The sequence below is a fragment of the Gimesia benthica genome, from assembly GCF_009720525.1.
Lineage (GTDB): Bacteria > Planctomycetota > Planctomycetia > Planctomycetales > Planctomycetaceae > Gimesia > Gimesia benthica.
Genome location: NZ_CP043930.1, coordinates 676,762 through 698,319 on the forward strand (window position 1 = coordinate 676,762; position 21,558 = coordinate 698,319).

9 protein-coding genes are annotated in these 21,558 nt (G+C 50.5%); 6 read left to right on the forward strand and 3 right to left on the reverse strand.

The window, feature by feature from the left end; translation table 11 throughout:
- Window positions 1-30 precede the first annotated feature (30 nt).
- The gene (locus tag F1728_RS02750) at window positions 31-2,943 is read right to left on the reverse strand and encodes a PSD1 and planctomycete cytochrome C domain-containing protein (protein ID WP_155362797.1); all 2,913 of its coding nucleotides are present in this window, start codon (window positions 2,941-2,943) and stop codon (window positions 31-33) included.
- Between the two features lie 330 nt (window positions 2,944-3,273).
- On the opposite strand from F1728_RS02750, the gene F1728_RS02755 reads away from it, so the two are divergent.
- The 5 genes from F1728_RS02755 (at window position 3,274) to F1728_RS02775 (ending at window position 8,462) form a co-directional block, all read left to right on the forward strand.
- Window positions 3,274-3,618, forward strand: coding sequence for a 4a-hydroxytetrahydrobiopterin dehydratase (locus F1728_RS02755; RefSeq protein ID WP_145440467.1), 345 nt, complete (start codon window positions 3,274-3,276; stop codon window positions 3,616-3,618).
- Window positions 3,619-3,632: 14 nt separating this feature from the next.
- On the forward strand, window positions 3,633-5,066 hold the full coding sequence (locus F1728_RS02760; protein ID WP_228030479.1) for a DUF6513 domain-containing protein: 1,434 nt from the start codon (window positions 3,633-3,635) through the stop codon (window positions 5,064-5,066).
- A 385-nt stretch (window positions 5,067-5,451) separates the two neighbouring features.
- On the forward strand, window positions 5,452-6,648 hold the full coding sequence (gene pabB / locus F1728_RS02765; RefSeq protein WP_228030480.1) for an aminodeoxychorismate synthase component I: 1,197 nt from the start codon (window positions 5,452-5,454) through the stop codon (window positions 6,646-6,648).
- Between the two features lie 22 nt (window positions 6,649-6,670).
- The gene (locus F1728_RS02770; protein ID WP_155362798.1) at window positions 6,671-7,255 is read left to right on the forward strand and encodes an anthranilate synthase component II; all 585 of its coding nucleotides are present in this window, start codon (window positions 6,671-6,673) and stop codon (window positions 7,253-7,255) included.
- A gap of 265 nt (window positions 7,256-7,520) precedes the next feature.
- Entirely contained in the window at window positions 7,521-8,462 is a 942-nt protein-coding gene (locus F1728_RS02775; RefSeq protein ID WP_155362799.1) for a thioredoxin family protein, read from the forward strand.
- Window positions 8,463-8,469: 7 nt separating this feature from the next.
- Here F1728_RS02775 and F1728_RS02780 read toward each other — a convergent pair whose 3' ends face one another.
- Window positions 8,470-12,921, reverse strand: a complete 4,452-nt coding sequence (locus F1728_RS02780; protein ID WP_155362800.1) for an amidohydrolase family protein — start codon at window positions 12,919-12,921, stop codon at window positions 8,470-8,472.
- 159 nt (window positions 12,922-13,080) lie between these two features.
- Window positions 13,081-14,574 carry a sulfatase family protein gene (locus F1728_RS02785; RefSeq protein WP_155362801.1) on the reverse strand — a complete coding sequence of 498 codons (1,494 nt, stop codon included), beginning with the start codon at window positions 14,572-14,574 and terminating at the stop codon, window positions 13,081-13,083.
- Between the two features lie 294 nt (window positions 14,575-14,868).
- Here F1728_RS02785 and F1728_RS02790 point away from each other — a divergent pair, with 294 nt between their 5' ends.
- Complete coding sequence (locus tag F1728_RS02790) at window positions 14,869-21,519, forward strand: ThuA domain-containing protein (protein WP_155362802.1); 6,651 nt, start codon at window positions 14,869-14,871, stop codon at window positions 21,517-21,519.
- Window positions 21,520-21,558 lie beyond the last annotated feature (39 nt).

Here is a 21,558-nt window from a genome sequence, read left to right on the forward strand (position 1 = left end):
CCATTCTATTCGAATCTTTTGAAGAATGATTTAGTCTACAAACATGAATTCATTTGAAGTGCAAAGCACCTGGGCATATTTTTCCCAGCCACTCATTCGGGCAGGAGTTTTAACCTGATCCCTATGGTGTTCCAGAAACTGTCGCCCTAATTCAATTTCTTCCAATGCAGGATTTCGTGCCAGCACCCGATGGTAGAGCTGTGTAATCGCAGCCTCAATGCCTTTGTCGGCAGCCACCTTTTCCAGGTCGAGATCCTTGACCAGTAAAGCCGACTGTTCCAGTAAAAGCGGACTGTTCATCGCAAACAATGCCTGCTGTGGTACTGTCGTGTAAGGCCGTTCTGCGGTACTGGATTCTACGTTGGCAAAATCAAACGTCCGAAATACGTTGGGCAAATTATTTCGGTCGATAAAACTGTATACCGTTCGCCGGGGTTCCGTCGGTATCTGATCGATCTGGAAACTCCGCCCCCCTCGATCATCCGACAACTGTCCGGAGACAAACAGGATGGAGTCCCGCATTGCCTCAAAACTCAGCCGTCGAGGAACATGTTTCCATAACAGACGGTTGTCGGCATCAACCAGAATGGCCTCTGGATTATCTTGTGCTCCCTGCTTATAAGTCGCAGACAACATGATCAGTTTATGGAGTTTTTTTACGGACCAGCCCTCATCCATGAAGCGGGACGCCAGATAATCTAACAGCTCCGGGTGTGTCGGAGGATCACTGCGGACGCCAAAATCACTGGGAGTACGAACCAGTCCTTCCCCGAAGTGATGCATCCAGACCCGGTTCACGAAGACCCGCGCTGTGAGAGGGTTATCAGCCGAGGCAATTGCCTGAGCCAGCTCCAGTCGACCGCTGCCTTTCGCAAATGGCTTCCGATCCTCGCCTGCCAGAATCCGGAAAAACTGTCGTGGCACCTTATCACCACGACGGCCAGGATTTCCACGCAGATGTACGAAGGAGGTAACCGGCTGGTCTTTATCGTACATCACCATCGCCCGCGGTGGCGCACCTGGGGAGGTAACATCCAATGTGGCCAGCTCTTTTTCGAGCTGACGGATACGATTTCGCTGCGCCCGATTGAACATGCTCAGAGCCACTTCATCATTGCTGGCAGTGGGGGTCTCAGAGTCATATAAAATCTGTCGCAGTTCTTCAGCAGCCGGATCGTCCAGCTTCTCAGGTGCGGCAGTTTTGGCTTTGGTAGCGTCAGCAACCGTTTTCAACCAGGCCTCTTCAACCTCCTTAAAAACGCTACCATAAACCCGGCAGACGTCGTACATCGATTGCGGTGGGTTGTTTTTGAGGGCATGGATCACCAGGCGATTAATACGTTTATTCGGATCAGTCTCAGCTTCCGCTTTCGACAGTTTTTCAATGATTTCAGCCGACTGTCTGGCAAAATCACCTTTCTGTTTTTTCAGACCAGCAAATTCCGACCAGGGAGCAAATACCGAACGATAGTCCTTGGATTTCTTTCCCAGAAAAGCACGCCAGAGGTCCACATACCGCCGATGAGGTGCTTCTTTAGAATACTGAGGCTTTTCATCCCCTTGCGCCAGGTTCTGTTTTTCAGCAACCGCCTGTAATACCTCGCCGACGGACAGACGGGCTAGTGCGCGGAATTTGTCTGCTTCCGCATGTACATAATCGTCTACTTTTTTCTGGCGTTTGGCCCGTTCTTCCTGATATTTCTCATAAGCCTTCTCTGACTTGGGCTTGCCGATCAAAGGCAAATCTTTTTCTTCGGGTTCATAACTGCTGACAAACACGCTGTAAAGCGAGTAGTAATCTTTAATCGGCACAGGATCGAATTTATGGTCATGGCAGCGGGCACAGGATGCGGTCAGTCCGAGCAGTCCTCGTGAAACCAGATCGATCCGGTCATCTGTAATATCGTGGATGTTTCCGCGGTAACGGCGTCCAACTGTTAAGAACCCTAAAGCCGCCAGAGAACGATCATCACCTTTGCGATCTAACTGGTCTGCAGCCAGTTGTTCGAGGATGAACTGATTAAAGGGCAGGTCTTCATTAAACGCCCGAATTACATAATCACGATAGGTGTAGCTGTATGGATAACGTCGTTCGGATGTAAAGACATACCCTTTGGTATCGGCATAGCGGGCCACATCGAGCCAGTGTCGCCCCCAGCGTTCTCCATACTCGGGAGAAGCCAGTAGCCGATCGATCAGCTTCTCATAAGCCTGTGGGTCTTTATCATTGACGAATGCTTCTACTTCTGCATAAGTAGGAGGCAAGCCTGTGAGATCGAGACAGGCACGTCGAATCAATTTTCGCTGGTCGGCGGGCGGAGAGAGCGACAGTCCTTTTTCTTCCAGCCTGGCGAGTACAAAATGGTCTACGGGCGATAATGCCAGCTGATCATTTTTGACTGGTGGTACAGACGGCTTGGACACAGGCTGAAACGACCAGTGACTGCTGGATAAGGTTTCGTAATCATAGGCACCATCGCCGGGAACTGCTTTCGCGTCTTTTTCCGAGTAGGGCCAGGGGGTTCCCATTTTGACCCAACGGGTCAGCGCGGCAATTTCCTGGGGAGGCATTTTTCCTTCGGGAGGCATCTGACTGTCATCGTCGTGATATTGAATCACCTGAATCAGACGACTTTTCTGAGGATCCCCGGGAACAACCGCAGCACCGGTGTCGCTCCCCTTCATCATCCAGGCATGTGAGTCCAGACGCAAACTGGCTTCCTGTTTTTTGGAACCGTGACAGGCATAGCACCGCTTGACCAGAACAGGACGGATTTCTTTCTCAAAAAACTCAACCTGTTCCGCTGGGATTTTTTTGGTATTTGCAGCGTTTGCTTCAAAGGAAGCTGTACAGCTCAGGTAGACACAAGCTGCCAGATAGAAAGCTTTGGGAATCAGATGGGACTTCACAGTGGGAGAACTGCAAATCGGAAGTCGCTTCATTTCTAAGCTCTTTCTCAGTAAAACGCGGTGGGAACAATCAGGAGGGAAGGGACCGCCACAGATGGTGAGCATGGCAAGCCCGCTATATGTATTTTACACTGCCAGAAACGCAATGTGTAGTCTCTTTTTTGCGTTTAAGGCTTGTGAATCTTAGAGTTAGTTCAATTCTAATTCACGCGTATTCTTAACATTGTTGTGTAAATGGGCAGCGGTGCCATGTTTAATTAGTCCCGCTAATGTATTACAGTAGGACTATTGTCACTATCGACTGGATCTAAGGTCGATTCCACAGAATTCCCTGAACTCATTGCTCAGAAACGAGGTACTACGATGACTGAAGATCAGGCTTTAACTGAAGAGCAGATCCAGGAATTCCTGAACACTTACTCTGCATGGGAATTACGCGACGGATGGTTACGCCGAAAATTTGGAACCCCCGGCTGGTCTCATACTCTAATGCTGGTAAATACGATAGGTTATCTGGCAGAGGCTGGAAACCACCATCCCGATCTGAACGTTGGCTATGCTGCTGTCACTGTTAAGCTGCAAACTCACAAAGTTCGTGCCATCACAGCCAAGGACACCAGCCTCGCACAAAAAATTGAAGAGACAGTTCTCTGGCAACCAGCCGAGGATTCGGCACTTGATGGTTTCCCTAAAAAGTGGGTTCACTAGGAGAAAACGGACGCTTGAACAAAAACGACTCAATCGGGCATCCGGAACGGATACTGTTTGTCACCGGTAGACTGGCTGAATTTTCGCTTCGGGAAGTTCTGGAAAAACTCGCTCCCCAAGTGGGATTTGAGTATGAAGTCGCCGTTTTGAATGTGCAGGTCGCTGCCTTGTTGCACGTTCCGCTGATCAGACGCCGTCTGCAGGTTCCGGAATCTATCGATTGGGTTATGCTCCCCGGCATGTGTAAAGGAGACCTGCAGGAGCTGACCGATCACTTTGGTGTCCGGTTTGAACGAGGTCCCAAAGACCACTTCGATCTCCCCGAGTTTTTCGGTCAGGCGGACCGTCCTCCCCGGGATCTCTCAGGATTTGATATCGAAATTCTGGCAGAGATCAACCATGCGCCGCTACTATCGGATGAGGATATTCTGCGACAGGCAGACCTTTATCGGAACAAAGGTGCCGATCTGATCGATGTCGGCTGTATTCCGGGAGAAAGCTGGAGCAGAGTGGGAGAAGTCGTGCGACTTTTGGTCGAGGCTGGCCACCGGGTCTCTATTGACAGTTTCGACCAGGCAGAAGTCGAAGCCGCAGTTAACAATGGAGCCGAACTGATCTTGAGTTGTAACCATTCAAATCTTGACTGGGTTTCCAGGCTGGGAACAGAGGTGGTGGCAATTCCCGATCTCCCCGAAGATTTCGATTCGCTCCATAGAATAGTAGATCAATTACTGCAGTTGAACACGCCCTTTCGCATCGACCCCATCTTGGAACCGATTGGTTACGGCTTCGGTGCATCGCTAGAACGATATTACCGGGCAAGGCGTGAGTTTCCTGATTTTGAAATCATGATGGGGATTGGCAATCTGACAGAACTGACCGAGGTCGACACCGCAGGCATGAACCTCGTCCTGGCTGCCCTCTGTCAGGAATTACGGATCAAGAGTGTTCTGGCTACGGAAGTGATCAACTGGGCACGGACCGCAGTGACAGAATTTGATCATGCCCGACGACTGGTCAAATATGCGATTGAGAATAAAACTCTCCCCAAGCACATTCACTATCAACTGGTGATGCTCCGGGACCCCAAACTGAAACAACTGGGTGCCGAGGCACTACAGAATCTGGCCAGTCAGATACGTGACCCCAACTATCGCATTTTTGCCGAAGAGAATGAAATTCACGTCATGAATCGAGATGGGTACTGGAAGGGGACAGATCCCTATGAACTGTTCGATCAGTTCCAGGCAGTCGCCTCTAAATCATTGGATGCTTCGCATGCGTTTTATCTGGGTTACGAGATGTGTAAGGCTGTGACCGCACTTACATTGGGAAAACAGTATCAGCAGGATCAGCCGTTAAGCTGGGGCTTTTTGACACAGGAGGAAGTCAGTGCTCAGGAACGCAGGCAGGAAGAGGGAAAAGGACCTCAATGCGGGCCCCGCTGATGATTCCTTAACTTAACGGGTCCTGATATACTAAAGTCGGTTTCAGCGATTCTTACAGTTGCTCTATTCGCGTTTTAGTTCGAAATTGTTCAATTATGTCCGGTAATGTCTCTCAGGATCTCTCACATTGCTCCCCGGTGCAGGGGACTGGGGATACGAGCGAGCTCCCGCTCGTCGAAGAGCTCACCCCCTGTCCGGACCTCGAATCTCTGCTTCAGGAATTTACAAGCGAAAAGGGGCTCCTCGTCCTGGACAGCGCCCGTGATGCCGGATCTCTGGGCCGCTACTCCTACCTGATGTGCAACCCTTTGAAACGTTTTCAGATTCAACAGGCCCGATTGGGAACTGATCCCTTCGAGACGATCAGAAGACTTCATAGAGACTTGTGGAGACCAGCGATTTCAGAACTTCCCCATTCCAGGGAGGCTTTGCAGGACTGCTTTCTTATGAACTTGGACGCAGTTGGGAACAGTTTCCCCGGGCAATCAATGATGAATTCGGGCTCCCTGATCTCGCTGTCGGCTTTTATGACTGGGTCATCGCCTGGGATCACCAACAACATCGTGCCTGGTTGATCGTCCACGGATTTGATGGCGCCCTGGACTCACAATGTACCGATCAGGCTGCCCGGAAACTCCGTGAAATCAAACGACGAATTGATGCGGTTGTACTTCAGCAACACAATCATGTCCCAACTCAATCGAATCAGGGAATGCGGTTGGAACAAAAGGATCTCTCTGCCTGCCACGGGGTCGATGGATTTCCAGGGATCTTCAGCAATTTCAGCAAAGATGAGTTTCTCCGTCGTATTGAGCGAATCATTGAATATATCTACGCAGGTGACATTTTTCAGGCGAATTTCTCACAGCGATTACTCAGTCCGGCTACGATGCCAGCCGCAGACCTCTACCTCAATTTACGATCACGTAATGCGGCTCCCTTTGCTGGCTATTTTGCCTGGGATAACTGGACGGTACTCAGCGCCTCCCCGGAACGCTTCCTGCAGCTTTCGGGCAATGAAGTTGAGACCCGCCCCATCAAGGGAACCCGCAGGCGTAAGACAGTCCCCGAAGCCGATTTACTCACACGTGATGAACTGCGGGAAAGTAAAAAAGATCAGGCGGAAAACGTCATGATCGTCGACCTGCTACGGAATGATCTGTCCCGTGTTTGTCAGCCGGGTACCATTCGTGTCCCCCATTTGTGTGAAGTGGAGACATACCAAACGGTCCAGCATCTCGTTTCCGAGGTACGTGGAAAGCTCAAACCAGAACATAGTGTCTGGGATCTGCTGGCAGCCTCATTTCCAGGCGGTTCGATCAGCGGCGCTCCCAAAGTTCGTGCCATGGAAATAATCGCCGAACTGGAACCTACGGTCCGTGGCCCTTATTGTGGCTCGCTCTTCTATGCAGGACTTAATGGTGAATTTGACAGCAATATTCTGATCAGGACCTTTACAATCAGAAAAGGCTGGATTCAATTTCCTGTCGGGGGAGGCATCGTAGCTCAGAGCCAACCACGACTGGAGTATGAGGAAACGTTGCACAAAGCAGCTGGTATGCTCGCCGCTCTGAAACCCTGATCGTTCTCTTGAGAAGAGACAAATGATTCTGATTATCGATAACTACGACAGTTTTGTGTTTAATCTGGCCCGGTACTTTGAAGAACTCGGGCAGCAGACTCACGTCGTACGTAATGATCAGATAACGATTACGGAAGTCACTCAGCTGGCGCCGGCAGCAATTGTTCTCTCTCCTGGTCCCTGTACTCCCCAGGAGGCTGGTCTCTGCCAGGATCTGGTAACCCACTTTGTTAATCAGGTTCCAATCCTGGGAGTCTGTCTGGGACATCAGGCTATTGCCGCGAGTCTCGGAGGAGAGATCATCCGCGCACCTGAGCCGATCCATGGTCAGACATCGCTGATACACCATCAGAGTTCCCGACTTTTAGCTGGTTTACCTGATCCGTTTCCAGCCACACGCTATCACTCACTGATCATTGATGAAACTACTTTACCATCTGAACTGATAATCACAGCGCGGACCAGTGAGGGAATACCAATGGCGATTGAGCATCAGACCGCGTCGCTCTTTGGAGTTCAATTCCACCCGGAATCAATCCTCACAGAATGTGGTTTACAGTTGCTGGAAAACTTTCTCTCTTTTGTTCAACCCTGTCTCTCTGAGTAAAGCACATTTCTTCCTGCGTTCTGCTTTCGTTCCGGTTAGTCAAACTGGTTGAAGTATGACTGTGCCTGGTTGATCTTATCCGTCATGACCCCCCGTTTTTCGCAGTTCCTTCCCACCTGATTCAAGAACTGCGTAATACTTCAGAACAACCACCCCTCAATCAACCGATAAAAATGAAGTTATCAGAACTCAATCGAACCTGATATCCGCTTCTCTGCGCGCACTGAAGGCACAGGAATACGGGAAGTCTTGTAGGGGCTCTTAAATGCGATTTACCATCGTCAAACCAAACCGTCAAAGTTTATCAATCTTAACAGTCACGTTCTCGCTATTCGTGATCTCCATCAGCCAGTCCTCTGCTGGTGAATGGTTGCATGATTTTGACGCTGCCCAAAAACAGGCCCAGACTAAAGACCTGCCTATCCTGCTGCATTTTCATGCTTCATGGTGTGGCCCCTGCCATCAGATGGAACAAACGGTATTGCGAACCGCTGCCGTTAAGAATCTGTTCGGTCAACGAGTGATCGGTGTCAAAATTGATAGCGATCAGAACCGTCATCTCGTCGATCGATTCAACGTCCGTTCCTTACCCAGTGACATTCTACTGACTCCCACGGGGACGATTATCACTCGTACGGACGGATTTCAGAATCAAAACGTCTATCTCAGTTTCCTGGGCCGTGGTGCCTCCCGCTATGAAAAAGATCGACGGGTATATCTTGCTCAGAAAAGCAAACAGGAGCTGATGGAACGCAAGCGTCAGGAAATGGAACAGCAGGCAGAGGAAGAACCGGAACCTGTAAACACTCAGAAATCCTACGTTGCTTCAGCTCCAGATCGCGTAGGGCTGGAAGGTTACAGCCCGGTCGCCCTGACCAGGGATCGGGAATGGAAGAAGGGACATGAAGAATTCAGTTGGCCTTACCAGGGAATCACTTATCATCTGGCAAGTCGTACTGAACTGGAAATCTTCAAAGTCGACCCGGGGCGATATGCCCCGCAGTTACTGGGTTGCGACCCAGTGATCCTGAACAAACAGGATCGGGCCATTCCAGGTGATACCAAATACGGTGCCTATTATGACCGCAACCTGTACCTGTTTGTAGATCTGGAATCACGTGAAGAATTCAAAAAGAATCCAGACCGTTACAGCCGCACAATGCATGTGCTGAAAATTGAAGATGTGGGTGGCAGCATCCTGCGATAAAAGACACTTAATTCGTGTTAGCAGGCTTTTTCAAGGCATCTGTTTTTTGAGTTTCGAGGGGCAGGGGAACCGCTTTGTCTCCGGAAGACTTCTGAAATTCCTGCAGACGTTGACGATATCGCTTGTACAACCGGGTCTGCTTGCTTTCCGGTGGCATGATTTGGCCTGCCACACAGACAGCTTTAATATGTGAAGTCTGCTGTAGAGGTGAGCCGTCAGTGATAATCAGATTGGCCAGTTTCCCTTTCGTCAGAGAACCAACTAGTTCTTCGATACCGAGAATCTCAGCCGCAGACAGTGTCACAGAACGAATCGCAGCTTCTTCAGGCAGACCATAAGCAACCGCCATAGCAGCTTCAAAGGGAGTATTCCGCGAGTTCCAGGCACTGTTAGAACGAATGCAGAATGGCACTCCAGCATCATAGAGGTGAGCCGGATTTGTGTAAGGTGCATCGAATGGATCATAGCTTTCCTCAGGACGATGCATGACCGGCCCGACGATGACTGAGACTTTTCTCTCTTTAAGTTCTTTCGTCAGTTTCCAGGCATCAGCGCCGCCTGCAATAATAATTTTGAGTTTCTGCTCTTCCGCAAAAAGTAATGCTCCGGCAATCGCCTCTCTAGAATTGGCCTCTATCAATACTGGCATTTTACCATCAAGATAAGGCAGCAAGGCCTCATACCGCGGATCTATCACAGGACGCCGAACCTCATCGGCTTTGGTTTGTGATTTCAGTTTCTGGTACAGGCGTGCCTGCTTGAAAAACTCTTTGAGTTCATCCTGTCGATCCTGTTTGGTCGACCAATTAATCTGCAGCCCCGCTTCCAGTTGCATGACCATCTCGGGAGCGGTCCAGCCGGCTGTCTGAACGATAGATGACTGTCCGGCGATCAGACCTGACTGGGGACAGACCAGCACAGTTGTAATTCCCCCCGCACGGGCAACGGGAAACAGCTCGGAATCCGGATTGATGGCGACTCCCGTACGCAGATCAGGCTGTAAGTCACCACTTTCGGAATAATCCCGCGTCTCTTTAACCTTATCAATCTCAGTCAACCCCAGGGTCGTTCCAGTATCAATCATCCCTGGATAGACATGCAGCCCCTTCGCATGAATTTGCGGAAGCCCCTTGGGCAACGTTTTTGCTGGACCAACATATTCAATCTTCTGGTTTCGAACTATCAGTATCCCACCGGGAATCACTTCGCGATCAATCGGATGCAGCGTTGCTCCTGTGATTGCGAATTCATTCACATTGGCAGCTGGTAATTCCAGTGGCAGATCTTCCTGCTCAATAATTACTGTGCGGGAATGTGCCGACCTTTTTTCCGCGGCTTCAGACATCGCCGTCGGTTGATTCAAGCGATCAAAGTAAACTTCGCCTTCAATGATGGTCATTTCACAACGGGAATACGCATTCAATGGATGTCCATTAAAAATGGCAAAGTCCCCATCCTTTCCGATCTCGATTGAACCAATCTGTTGATCGAGCCCAAGTTCGCGGGCCGGATTGATAGTGATCGTCTGCAGGGCATCGCCGAAAGACAGGTTTCCATAGCGCACTGTTTTAGCCGCTTCCAGGTAGAGGTGCCGAATCAGTTCCCAGTCATCACTTTTGATTACGGTATTGATCCCGGCTTCATTGAGCAGAGCAGCGTTATGCGGAACGGCATCGAAGGCTTCAACCTTGTACGCCCACCAGTCAGAAAAGGTACTGCAACTGGCGCCATGCGCGAGTATTTCCGGTGCAATTTTATACCCTTCCAACACATGCTGCAGCGACCAGACGCGGATCCCTAAGTTAGAAGCGACGCGGAGCAGCATCAGAATTTCATCAGCGCGATAGCAATGAGAATGAATAAATTTTTCGTGGTTGACGATATCTGCCAATGCCTCAAGTCTCAGATCGCGACGGGGAGGAACCAGTTTTAATTCTGGATCTGCTTTTTTCGCTCGCTCATATTGCTGCCATTGGCGACGGTAGTCAACCGCTTCCAGAAACGCCCGCTGCAGCGTGGCTTCGACCCCCATCCGCGTGTTGGGGAAACGTGAAGTTCGAAATTTCACATTTTCTCCCAATGCAAATTTCACCCCCTGCGGTGCATCATGGAGGACATGTTCACGAGCGGTCTTGCCATGCTTCAGCTTGACGACAGCATCCTGGCCTCCAATAACATTGGCAGAACCGTGGAACAGACGGGCAGTGGTCACTCCTCCGGCTAGAGCCCGATATTCGGAGGGGTCAGCGGTATTCACCACATCTCGTACGCGGACTTCGGGCACGATCGATTGGGAAGATTCATTAATCCCTTCGGTAATCATAATATGGCTATGTGTGTCAATGATGCCCGGCATCACGTACATTCCAGTGACATCGATTTCGGTCGTTCCCTCTGGTACTTTCAAATCAGTACCGATGGCGGCTACTTTTCCATTCTTTACGAGCACGGAGGCCTTGGAGAATGTCTTACCTGTGACGGTGATCACGGTACCATTTTTGAGCAGCAGATTCCCACCTGTCGATGGATGACGACTGATCCGGTCTGACTCCAGTTCCGTCTGAAACTGATGCCGACTGATGTCTGCTCCCTCAGACGAAGCGTGTTTCGGCTTTTCAGCAATCAGTACTTCTGATTCTGCTGGGGAGAAATCCAGTTCGTCGCCCCCCATTCCTTCAAGGGAAAGTTGAATCGGATTATCCGGAGCAGAGTCACTCTGTGGCGTTTTTCGAACGGCACTCCAACTTGTTTCTGTTCCAAAAGCAGATTTCAGCTTCCCGGAAAGTTTCTGGGGCTGTTTTTCAGCTCCCAGAGTCCCATTGAACTGAAGTTCGATTGAGTGTTCCCCCGCACCAATGGCAACGGTGATTGTCAGCTTGTCCTTCTCTATTTTTCCTGCAGTGACTTTACCATTCCCTTTTTCACTGGAGAATGAGCCACGCAGTTCAGACCGGTCCTGGGCCAGCTTCAATTCACCAATTACTTTGCCTTGAGCGGACTCGATTTCGACCCCCCAGTCGCCAGCCAGATCAACTTTGAGTGGCTGCTCTTTCATTTCGGTGGGTGTCTTTGTCGGTTCCTGTTTTTTTTCTTTCTCTTTTTCGGTGAAATCAAGCTTGAGGCCATCCACAAACAGATAGCGTACTTTCGAATCGTCCTCTTCCCAGGGGTGCGACATCACAACCAGATGTGCCAATTTTCCTTTTTCGATTGTCCCCAGTCGCTGATCCATTCCCAGAATTTTTGCTGCATCGACCGTCAGACTGCGCAATGCTTCGTCGGACGAGAAGCCTGCTTTCACAGCAACTCTCAACTGGGGAACAACGTCAGAAATGTGTTGTTTCAGTTTCTCTGAGGTAAATGCAACAGGGATTCCACTTTCTGCCAGTTGTGTCAGCCCCTGGATTCTTTGCTGCCAGAGTCTGATTTTCTCCAGTTGAACACGCTGTGGTTCTGAAAATTCAGTTGTCAGTTTCTCCGATTTACTCTCTTCTTTGATTTTGGGCTTCTCTGCAAAGTCGAGTTGGCAGATAACTCCCTGTGAGTTTTTTTTCAGACGATCCAGACAGAGGTGGGCCTCCGCGGCACCAAGGATCACCGGCTTGATTTTGACTTCTTGGCAAAAATCGAGCGCGCGTAAAATCTGATCTCGCGAGTCGGCTGCAAACACCGGAATCTGTTTACCATGCAGTGTCTCCAGCAGAGCAACATAGGTAACATCGGTCGGTGGACGTTTTACGAAGGCTTCCTTGTCCCGATAAATATCCCAGTGCTGTTCATAGTGACGTGTATCCAGAAATGACTGACGCAGATGTGCGACCGCCCCCATCAACGTAGTTGGGTATACATCTCCATGCGGTGCATAGAGACGAAATGAACCCAGGGTCGTTTCCAGCAGGGTCGCTTCTCTGACAGGCAATTCGCTGGTGGAGATCAGAGTTCCCTGACCGCTGGCGATCTTACCCAGTGGAAGTACATGGACTGCTGTGAAACCAGCCTTCTGATAGTCAGAAAAATTATTTTTCCTGGATGTGATAGCCCGATTCGCCAGAAACTCGGGGCTGAGATAATTTCGATTATCCGGGCGGGTCGCTGCCAGTGCATAACGGCCGAAGTCGACTTTGCGCTCTTCAGGCTTTGGATGCTTGATGTCTTTGTCCAGCAGTTCTGCGGATGCAGCATCTATGAATCCGGGATAGACCTGCATTCCCTGACAATCCACGACCTCTGCATCTTCAGGTACAGTTAGATCTGTTCCGACGGCTTCGATCAATCCATCCCGCACCAGCACCGTGGCATTCTTGATTGTAGTACCGGGACGCGTCGTCACAGTGGCATTCGTCAGCGCAAACACCTGCGGTTGAAATCCTGGTTGCCGTTGGACTTGAGCCTGTACAGGAATAACTACACCCAGCAGACAGATGAAAAGCAGTCGTTTGAAGTATTTAAAATGTTGCATGTCGGTTCCATAAAGCGAAAGCAGGCAAGACACACAGCAGAGCTGTTCTTAATAGAGCTTTCACTGTAGCAGGCAGGTGGGCTGCTGAGAATAGGGAAACCCTGCTGATCAGGCAGGAAAGCCTGTAATTTCACTTGTGGCTCAGGGCACTACTGAAATTCACTGCTTCGTTTTCTCGGGAAACAGTCGTTTTTCCCGCTCTTGCTCATAGTCTGAGGTATCCCAGACCGGACCTTCTTTTTGAACAGCAGCATACTTTTCAACCAGCTTCTGCTTCAGTTCCTTCAGGCGATCCGGTTCCTGCCAGACCAGATTATGCTGCTCGCTGATATCCTGCTTCAGATTGTAGATCTCGAATTTGGTTAGCTTTGCATTTTTGATGAACTGTTGTGAAATCGAGTTCACATTGTTCCCCAAAGGCAGAATCCCCTCTGGTCCATTCCAGTGGGCCACTACTTTCCAGTCTCCTTCACGCATCGCGACGCGGGGAGTGCTGTTCGCACGATAGTAGTTCCAGAAAAGAGGCGTTGTTCGTTGAATCGGTTTTCCAGAAAACAGCGGCAGCAGATTCGCTCCATCCAGTGGCCGTTCGGCGGGTAATGGAACGGCAGCCATTGCGCACAGGGTAGGTAGCAAATCCACGCTGCAGACGGGAGTCGTATTCTCCTGCCCAGGTGTAATATGACCGGGCCAGCGGAGAATGCCAGGAACCCGGATTCCCCCCTCATAGATGTGCAATTTCATCCCCCGAAGAACGCCCGGCGATCCCCAGGATCGACGTGATCCTTTGCCGTAGCGGTTTAATGTTTCAGGACCATTGTCAGACGTAAAGAAGACAAATGTGTTCTCCGCGAGTTGCTGTTCTTCGTCCAATGTTTTCATCAAGCGGCCCACAGCAGCGTCCATATTGGCCACATTGGCAAAATACTGAGCCTGATCCTCATAGATGCTTCGATTGAGATACTGTTTAACCAACTGGGGAGGAGATGCGACTCGCTCATGTGGCTCATGAAAACAGACATGCAGGAAGAACGGTTTCTTTTTGTCACGCTTCTCTGTTAACCACTGAATTCCCTCGTCCGCCACAATCTGGCAGGAAAAACCTTCGATTTCTCCGACAGGCTCCCCATTCCTGACGAAATTAACCGGATTTTCGTGAGTAGGTATCGCATTATTCTGGGTACTGAACCAGTGCCTGAAACCATGATCGCCCGGCTGAGGTTGTTTGCTGGAATTGAACAGTCCATTACAGTGCCACTTCCCGACATGTGCCGTGTCGTACCCCGCCTGCTGGAGCAGTTGGGCAATTGTGGTCTCTTCGCGTTTCAGGTGCATCGGATGCCCCTCTGGAATCCAGTCATAAACCCCAAGTCGATTGGGGGTTCGCCCTGTCAGTAATCCTGCACGGGAAGGGGAACAGACCGGGGCACTGGCATAGCAGTCTGTCAGTCGCATTCCCTGTGATGCCAGCTGGTTCAAATGCGGCGTTTTGATGTGTGGGTGACCGTAGCACTCTAAATCACCATACCCAAGGTCATCGCAGAGAATGATGAGAATATTCGGTTTAGGGTCCTGTTGTTTTTCTGCGGCCTGAACCTGATTACTGAAAAGGGAGATTGCCAGAATAAATAGTGAGACGCTTTTTAATTTCATACTGCTCAACCTGTATGGTAATATGGATTCTGATTAATTTGGTCCAATATAGCTTTGCAAGGCTATCATGTACGATCCCCAAACCTCTCGCAATTCCGAACTTCAGGAATGTCAGTGCTGAAACAGGAAAACAATTCCAGAGAGGTACGAATAATCTTCTCCTGTAACGAAAGTCTTTTCCATAACTTCGCTGTAGAATTTGGGATAGTTCCATGAACGTCAACCGGTAATTTCTGGCACTTGTCCCGCATGGGATTGCCAGGGCCAGCTTAGAAAACCAGAGGAACAGTTATCGTGACCTGTTATCGAGCACTCATTCTCACTTTCTGCGTATGTCTGTTTTCCAGTTCGACCATTGCCGAAGCCGCTGAGACAAAGGGGAAAAAAAACCACAGGAAGAAAGTGGTCCTGATCGCCGGCCCCAAAAGCCATGGTCCCGTGGGAAATGGAATCCACGACTATCCCTGGTCGGTCAAGTTACTCAAAGTCATGTTGGACAATTCCAATATACAGGATCAGGTTCGTGTTGAGTATCATCTTGATGGCTGGCCTGAAAATCCCGCCACTCTGAATGACGCAGACACCATCATGGTCATTTCCGATGGCCGGGACGGTGAGAAATTTACCGAAGCTCCTCACTTTGCAAACCAGGAGCACCTGCAGCAGATTCAGAGACAGATCGACCGAGGGTGCGGCTTCCTGACCTTTCATTTCTCGACATTCGCACCGGACCAGTACTCAAAACAGATCCAAAACTGGTCAGGGGGCTATTTTGACTGGGAGGAGAACGGGGTCCGTAAATGGTACTCTGCCATTAAAACCTTGCAAGCCCCCGTCGTGCTTTCTCATGCAGAGCATCCAATCTGTCGTGGAGTCCAGCCGTTTGAACTGCGCGAGGAGTTTTATTTCAATCTCCGTTTTCAGCAGAATGACCCGCGACTGACACCGCTGTTGGAAGTTCCTGCCCTGCAAGGTAGAGCAGAGCAGGGGAATGTCGTCGCCTGGGCAAAAGAACGTGAAAACGGAGGACGTGGTTTCGGGACCACCTGCGGCCACTTTTATGATAACTGGCAGAACGCTGCGTTTCGCAAATTCATTCTCAACGCGATTGCCTGGACAGCACAAGCATCAGTCCCGGCACAGGGTGTCGAAGCACGCTATTATACCCATGAGAAAATCACCTCGGCCCTCACAGGAATCAAGGGGACTACACCTGCGATTGTGGATGATCGCCCGATTCGCGTGTTGATGTTCGCAGGCAATGAAGCGCACACCTGGCATAACTGGAAAAAAACAACTCCTGCGATTAAACAACTACTGGAGCGGGATCCTCGTATCAAGGTCGATGTCTCAAATGACATTGAAGATCTCTCACAAAAGCCTCTGCAAGACTACCAGGTCATCATTCAAAACTATACGAACTGGCACGACGGAACCCCATTAAGTGAGGCGTCGCGAACCGCCTTTATGAATTACATCCAGAAAGGAGGGGGGCTGGTCCTGATTCACTTCTCCAACGGCGCCTTTCATTTCTCACTGCCCAAAGCGGGAGAATCTGACTGGCCGGAGTATCGTAAAATCGTCAGGCGGGTCTGGAACCATGACGGAAAAGGGGAACAGAAAAGCGGCCACGATGCGTTCGGAAATTTTGAAGTGCTGATCACCGATGACTCTCACCCGCTGACGCACAATCTGCAGAAATTCCCCGTAACCGACGAACTCTATTTTCGACAGGCTGGCACGGAGCCCGTTGAACCTATCATTTCGGCCAAATCTAAGGTAACCGGAAAACGTGAGCCGCTGGCCTGGACCTATCACTACGGCAAGGGACGCATTTTCCAGACACTGCTGGGGCACAGTGAAAAAACGTACGACACCTTCGAAGCTTGTGAAATCCTGAGACGGGCGACAGCCTGGGCAGCGGGGAGAGACATACACGAACTCGAACGTCCCCCGAAAAAACCAACCAGCCCCAAAACAATCTCACTGATTGGTAAGGGTAAGTGGGGAAAGGCACTCAATACCAATGCAGGTTCGATCTCCATTCCCGCTAAAACAATTCATAAATCGAAACATCTGAGTGCTGACTGTTGGGTCAAGTTGAATTCGAAATCAGGATTTAATGTCTTCCTCGCCTCCAGCAAGAAGAGCAACCCGGCCCACTGGGAGATGTATTCTTATGCCCGCAGCGGTTTCTTTAGCGTGTATCTCCCGGGGCAGGGAGGTGAATACAAAACCAGGATTAATATCTGTGATCAGAAGTGGCATTACGTGGGCATGATCTTGGAACCTGACCGGATTCAACTGTTTGTCGATGGTAAACGAGAACTCGAAGCTTCACTTCCTGCTCCAAAACAAACAGAGATCGCCTCGGGGAATCTTCGGATCGGCGGCCTGGTGGAGAAGTCAATCTTTAGTGACGGCCTGCTGGATGAATTACGGATTACCAAAGGGGCGCGTGATTTAACACAGGTGCCCCCCAAACCTCTCGAAATAGATGCCGAAACTTTGATTCTGTTCTCATTTGATGAGATAGGCAAAGACTTAAGCACACGTGAAGAAGCCTCTGGTAAGCTCATTCCCCTGGAAACTAGAACCCAGGTTTCTCAAAAGACACCAGTTAAAAAAAAAGAGGCCCGTGATCACTGGGGCAAAGAATCGGTCGGCTTTGAACAGCCAGTCCAGGCGACCGAGGACAACCGCTGGCAACAGACAGACATAGGAAACTGGCTGGCCAGTATTGTGCCTCTCCCCTCGGGTTCCGTTAAGAAGGGACTCTCAATCCGGGTCGGTAACCAGCAGACAGGAACCGCCTGTTATGATACCAGACACTGTAAACTGCGTGGTCTCTGGACTGGGGGCTTCCTGAAACCATATCCGGAGCGTTTCGGACTGATCCGGGCCCCGGCTCCGGAAGGAATGATTCACTTTTCGACACAGGAGGGTCCCGGCTGGAGTCCAGAATACCCCTGTCGATTTCTCGGCTCACACGTCAATCGGGATCGTGTCACGCTGGAATATCAAATCGGTGAGACAACTGTTTTTGAGTCCCCCTGGCTGCTGAAGAATCAAGGCCCCCATTGTTTCACCCGGTCATTTGAAATCGGTCCGGGTAACCAAAGTCTGCAACTGCACATTGCGGACGCCAGTCAGTTGAAAACAGTACCTGGCGGCAACCGGCTGTTTATTTCTAAGGATCCACAGTCTCCCTTTACCATTGGATGCGACGGTTGGGACCAAATCCTGCCCCGAATCATCGACAATGGAAAAACGCAAACTGCGGTCTTTGAAATTCCGCCCCGAAAATCTACACAAAATTTCACCATCTTCTATCAAATCAATACGGCTCAGGACACTCAGCAAAAGTTCCCCACTCCCAGTCTGACATCGGCTTCCTTACAGCCACTCCTGATACCGGGGCCGTCCCGCTGGAATGAACTCCTGAGAACACAAGGAGTGGTCAGCATGGATGACGCTCCCTATGTCGTGGATACAATTTCTATTCCCTTCGAAAATCCTTATCGAGCCCTCTTCTTCATCAGCGGTCACGACTTTCTGGATAATGGGGACCTGGCTGTCGCCACCGTACATGGCGATGTCTGGCTGGTGAAGGGGATCGACCAGGATCTGAAGAATCTGAAGTGGAAACGCTTTGCGACCGGTCTGCTTCAGCCCTTGGGACTCAAAGTTGTGCAGAATAAAATTCATGTGCTGGGACGGGACCAGATTACGATCCTGCACGACCAGAATCTGGATGACGAAGCAGACTTCTATGAATGTTTTCATAATCAGTACTCCACATCGCCCGGAGGCCATGATTACGTCACCTGCCTGGAGACCGACTCATTCGGCAACTTCTATTTCATGCATGCCCAACAGGGAGTGATGCAGGTTTCTTCGAATGGCCGCCAGTTGAATAGCATCGCTTCCGGCTTCCGTAATCCTAACGGGATGGGAATCGGGCCCGGCAATATCATCACAGCCTCTCCCCAGGAAGGTAACTGGACTCCCGCCTCAAACATCACAGAAATCAGTCCCGGGGGATACTACGGATATGGCGGCCCACGTATCACGACAGAACGTCCGCGGGGCTACGATCGGCCGTTATGCTGGATCCCTCGCCTGCAGGACAATTCGAGCGGCGGTCAGGTCTGGGTCACCAGTCGTGAGTGGGGGCCTCTCCAAAACCAGTTGCTACACCTTTCTTATGGTCAGAGCAAACTCATGCTGACACTTCGAGAGGTAATCCAGGGGCAATCTCAGGGGGGCACTTTAACGCTCCCCTTGAATTTTGATTCAGGCGTAATGCGGGGAAGATTCAGCCCCCGGGATGGACAACTCTATGTCAGCGGCATGAAAGGCTGGGTGACCAATGCGGTACAAGATGGCTGCCTGCAGCGCGTGCGTTACACTGGTCAGCCTGTCGATCTCCCTGTCTCTGTCAAAACGATGCAGAACGGGATCTCTCTGACATTTTCAAACGCACTGGAACAGAAAACCGCAGAGAATCCAGACAACTATGCGATCCAGCAATGGAATTACCTCTGGTCTCAAAATTACGGCTCTCCGGAATACCGAGTCTCCGCCCCACAGGTTGAAGGGCGAGATGATGTGGAAGTCCTTTCTGCGACTTTGCTACCGGATCAGCGAACTGTCTTCCTGGAACTCCCGTACGTCAAACCTGTAATGCAGATGGGCATCTCTTACCATCTGACTTCACAGACAGGCACAGACCTGAAACAAACTTACTACCACACAATCAACGCCGTATCCACACAGAAAATGGATTCGGACAAGTTAACTCGTCGTAAGAAAATGCGATTGCTGACACTCACGCAGCGTCAGCAACTGAAACCAGGTATTCTCTGGAAATTCCATCAGGATAATGCCACATCAGAGATAAACGATGACGCACGCTCATCCCGCATGCTGGCCCTGTCGGTCAATGAGAACGAACCGGTCACCCCTTTTCTTAAACCCGGAACATTCTCAGCCACAGCAGAAGGTTTTCTGCAGGTCCCCCTGTCTGGAAAATACTATTTCAGTATGGAAGGCAGTGGAAATTGTCGCATGGCAATCAATCAGAAACTTGTTCTGAAAGCAGAAGGAACTGATCTCAAACAAGCCCCACCCGCTGCAGTTACATTGGAAAAAGGCTATAACCGAATTCGACTGGATTACCAGAGTCCTTTAAAGGAGGGAGCCCATTTACGAATCCTCTGGCAGGGTTCTCAGTTTACCACCGAACCCGTGCCTCCCACGATTCTAACTCATTTAAGCGATGATCGGCTATTGGAGAAAATGCGACAGATCAGGGCAGGGCGGTCGTTATTTGCCGAATTCAAATGTCACACCTGTCACGGGGTTAACCAGGAAAACTCAACGGGCTTCACCTTTGATGCTGAGCAGTTGTCGTCAGCGCAATCTCTGTCGAGGATGCCTGAGCTGAACCAGTCTCCTCCCAACCTTGATAATATCGGAAACCGGATCAGCAAACGCTGGCTATTTCACTGGCTACGCAACCCGCACAGCCTGAAACCAGATACCCGTATGCCTCACCTGCTAGGCCCCCCGGATTCTAAACAGACGATTCAGCAGGCAGCAGACTTAACTGCCTGGTTTGTGTCGCGGGCTACTAAACCTGTTCGTTCCGAACCCGGGTTGCCCCTGAACTCGGACGCTCCAGCCCCTGAGCAGTTAGTAGAATCTGGCGCGAAACGCTTCGAGGTTCTGGGGTGTATCAACTGCCATCACTTCAATACAGATAACCCCCAAGCCGACGAATACCAGAGACACTCTCTGGCATTAATCAAACGAAAATTCAGTCACTCACAGCTGGCTCGTTTTTTAGAGTTACCACATCTTCACCACCCCTGGAGCAGGATGCCAGACTTTAGATTAACACCAATTGAGTCAGCAGAATTATCGGCTTTTCTGATCGAACGTGCGGAAGGCAAAATCCCGAGTGCCATGATCCCCCCGGCTGGATCAGCACAACGGGGACAAAAACTATACTATGAGACGCTGGGCTGTGCCCGCTGCCACGGCTCCCTGCCGGGAGATGATCAGCCACTCACCCTCAAACGCATAGTATTGACCGGTCAGCCAACTGTGAATGGCTGTCTGTCAAAAGAGAATGAAGTCGCTCGTGGAATCCCCAAATTCAGTCTCAATACAGTTGAAAAAGAGTCGATCCAGGCCTTCCTGCATTTTGGAACTGAATCCTTACAGCAAAGGAACTTCTCCGAAATCTCAGATCGCTGGACGAAACAGTTGAACTGTGTCGCCTGCCATCACCGCGATACAATCCAGAGCCCGCGGGCCATGATTGTCGTTGATGAGGGGGTGTCTGGCTTACCGCCAGAACCCTTACCATCTCTGACCTGGGCGGGGGAGAAACTGAAATCGGGATGGCTGGAGTCCTTTCTGGCGGGGGAAATCAAATGGCGTCCCCGTCCCTGGCTGAAATCGCGTATGCCCCAATTTCCAGCACACGCCCATCTGCTGGCTGCGGGACTACGAGAGGAACATGGCATCCCATCACAGACTAACTCCCACCCTGCTTCAAGCCTACAACCAAAGCATGAGACACTGATTGACAAGGGTAAGCAGCTTACCACCAGGCAGGCACTCGACTGTCGTCAGTGCCACGGTATAGGGGACTTACAGCCTTCGGGAGATGAGAAAACCAGAATCGCTCTCGGAATCAATTTTGTGCATATACGCGAACGCCTGACTCCGGAATATTACCATCGATTCGTCCTTGATCCTCCTCGATTTGACATCTCAACCAAAATGCCGAAACTTTCCGCAGACGGAGAAACGACAAAGATTTCCACAATCCTGAACGGCGACGCCCGCCAACAGTTTGAGGCCATCTGGCACTATATCCATAGCCTGGAAGAGCCTGCACGGAGCTATTCGATAACCCCGCGCCCCGACTGAAAAATTAATTAATCTCAGATGTCTTTTCTGAACTGCATG

Excerpts from the sequence above, each read along its gene's own strand:
- F1728_RS02780 (WP_155362800.1), bottom strand. The coding sequence starts at position 12,921 with ATGCAACATTTTAAATACTTCAAACGACTGCTTTTCATCTGTCTGCTG.
- F1728_RS02770 (WP_155362798.1), top strand. The coding sequence starts at position 6,671 with ATGATTCTGATTATCGATAACTACGACAGTTTTGTGTTTAATCTGGCC.
- F1728_RS02750 (WP_155362797.1), bottom strand. The coding sequence starts at position 2,943 with ATGAAGCGACTTCCGATTTGCAGTTCTCCCACTGTGAAGTCCCATCTG.
- F1728_RS02785 (WP_155362801.1), bottom strand. The coding sequence starts at position 14,574 with ATGAAATTAAAAAGCGTCTCACTATTTATTCTGGCAATCTCCCTTTTC.
- F1728_RS02775 (WP_155362799.1), top strand. The coding sequence starts at position 7,521 with ATGCGATTTACCATCGTCAAACCAAACCGTCAAAGTTTATCAATCTTA.
- F1728_RS02755 (WP_145440467.1), top strand. The coding sequence starts at position 3,274 with ATGACTGAAGATCAGGCTTTAACTGAAGAGCAGATCCAGGAATTCCTG.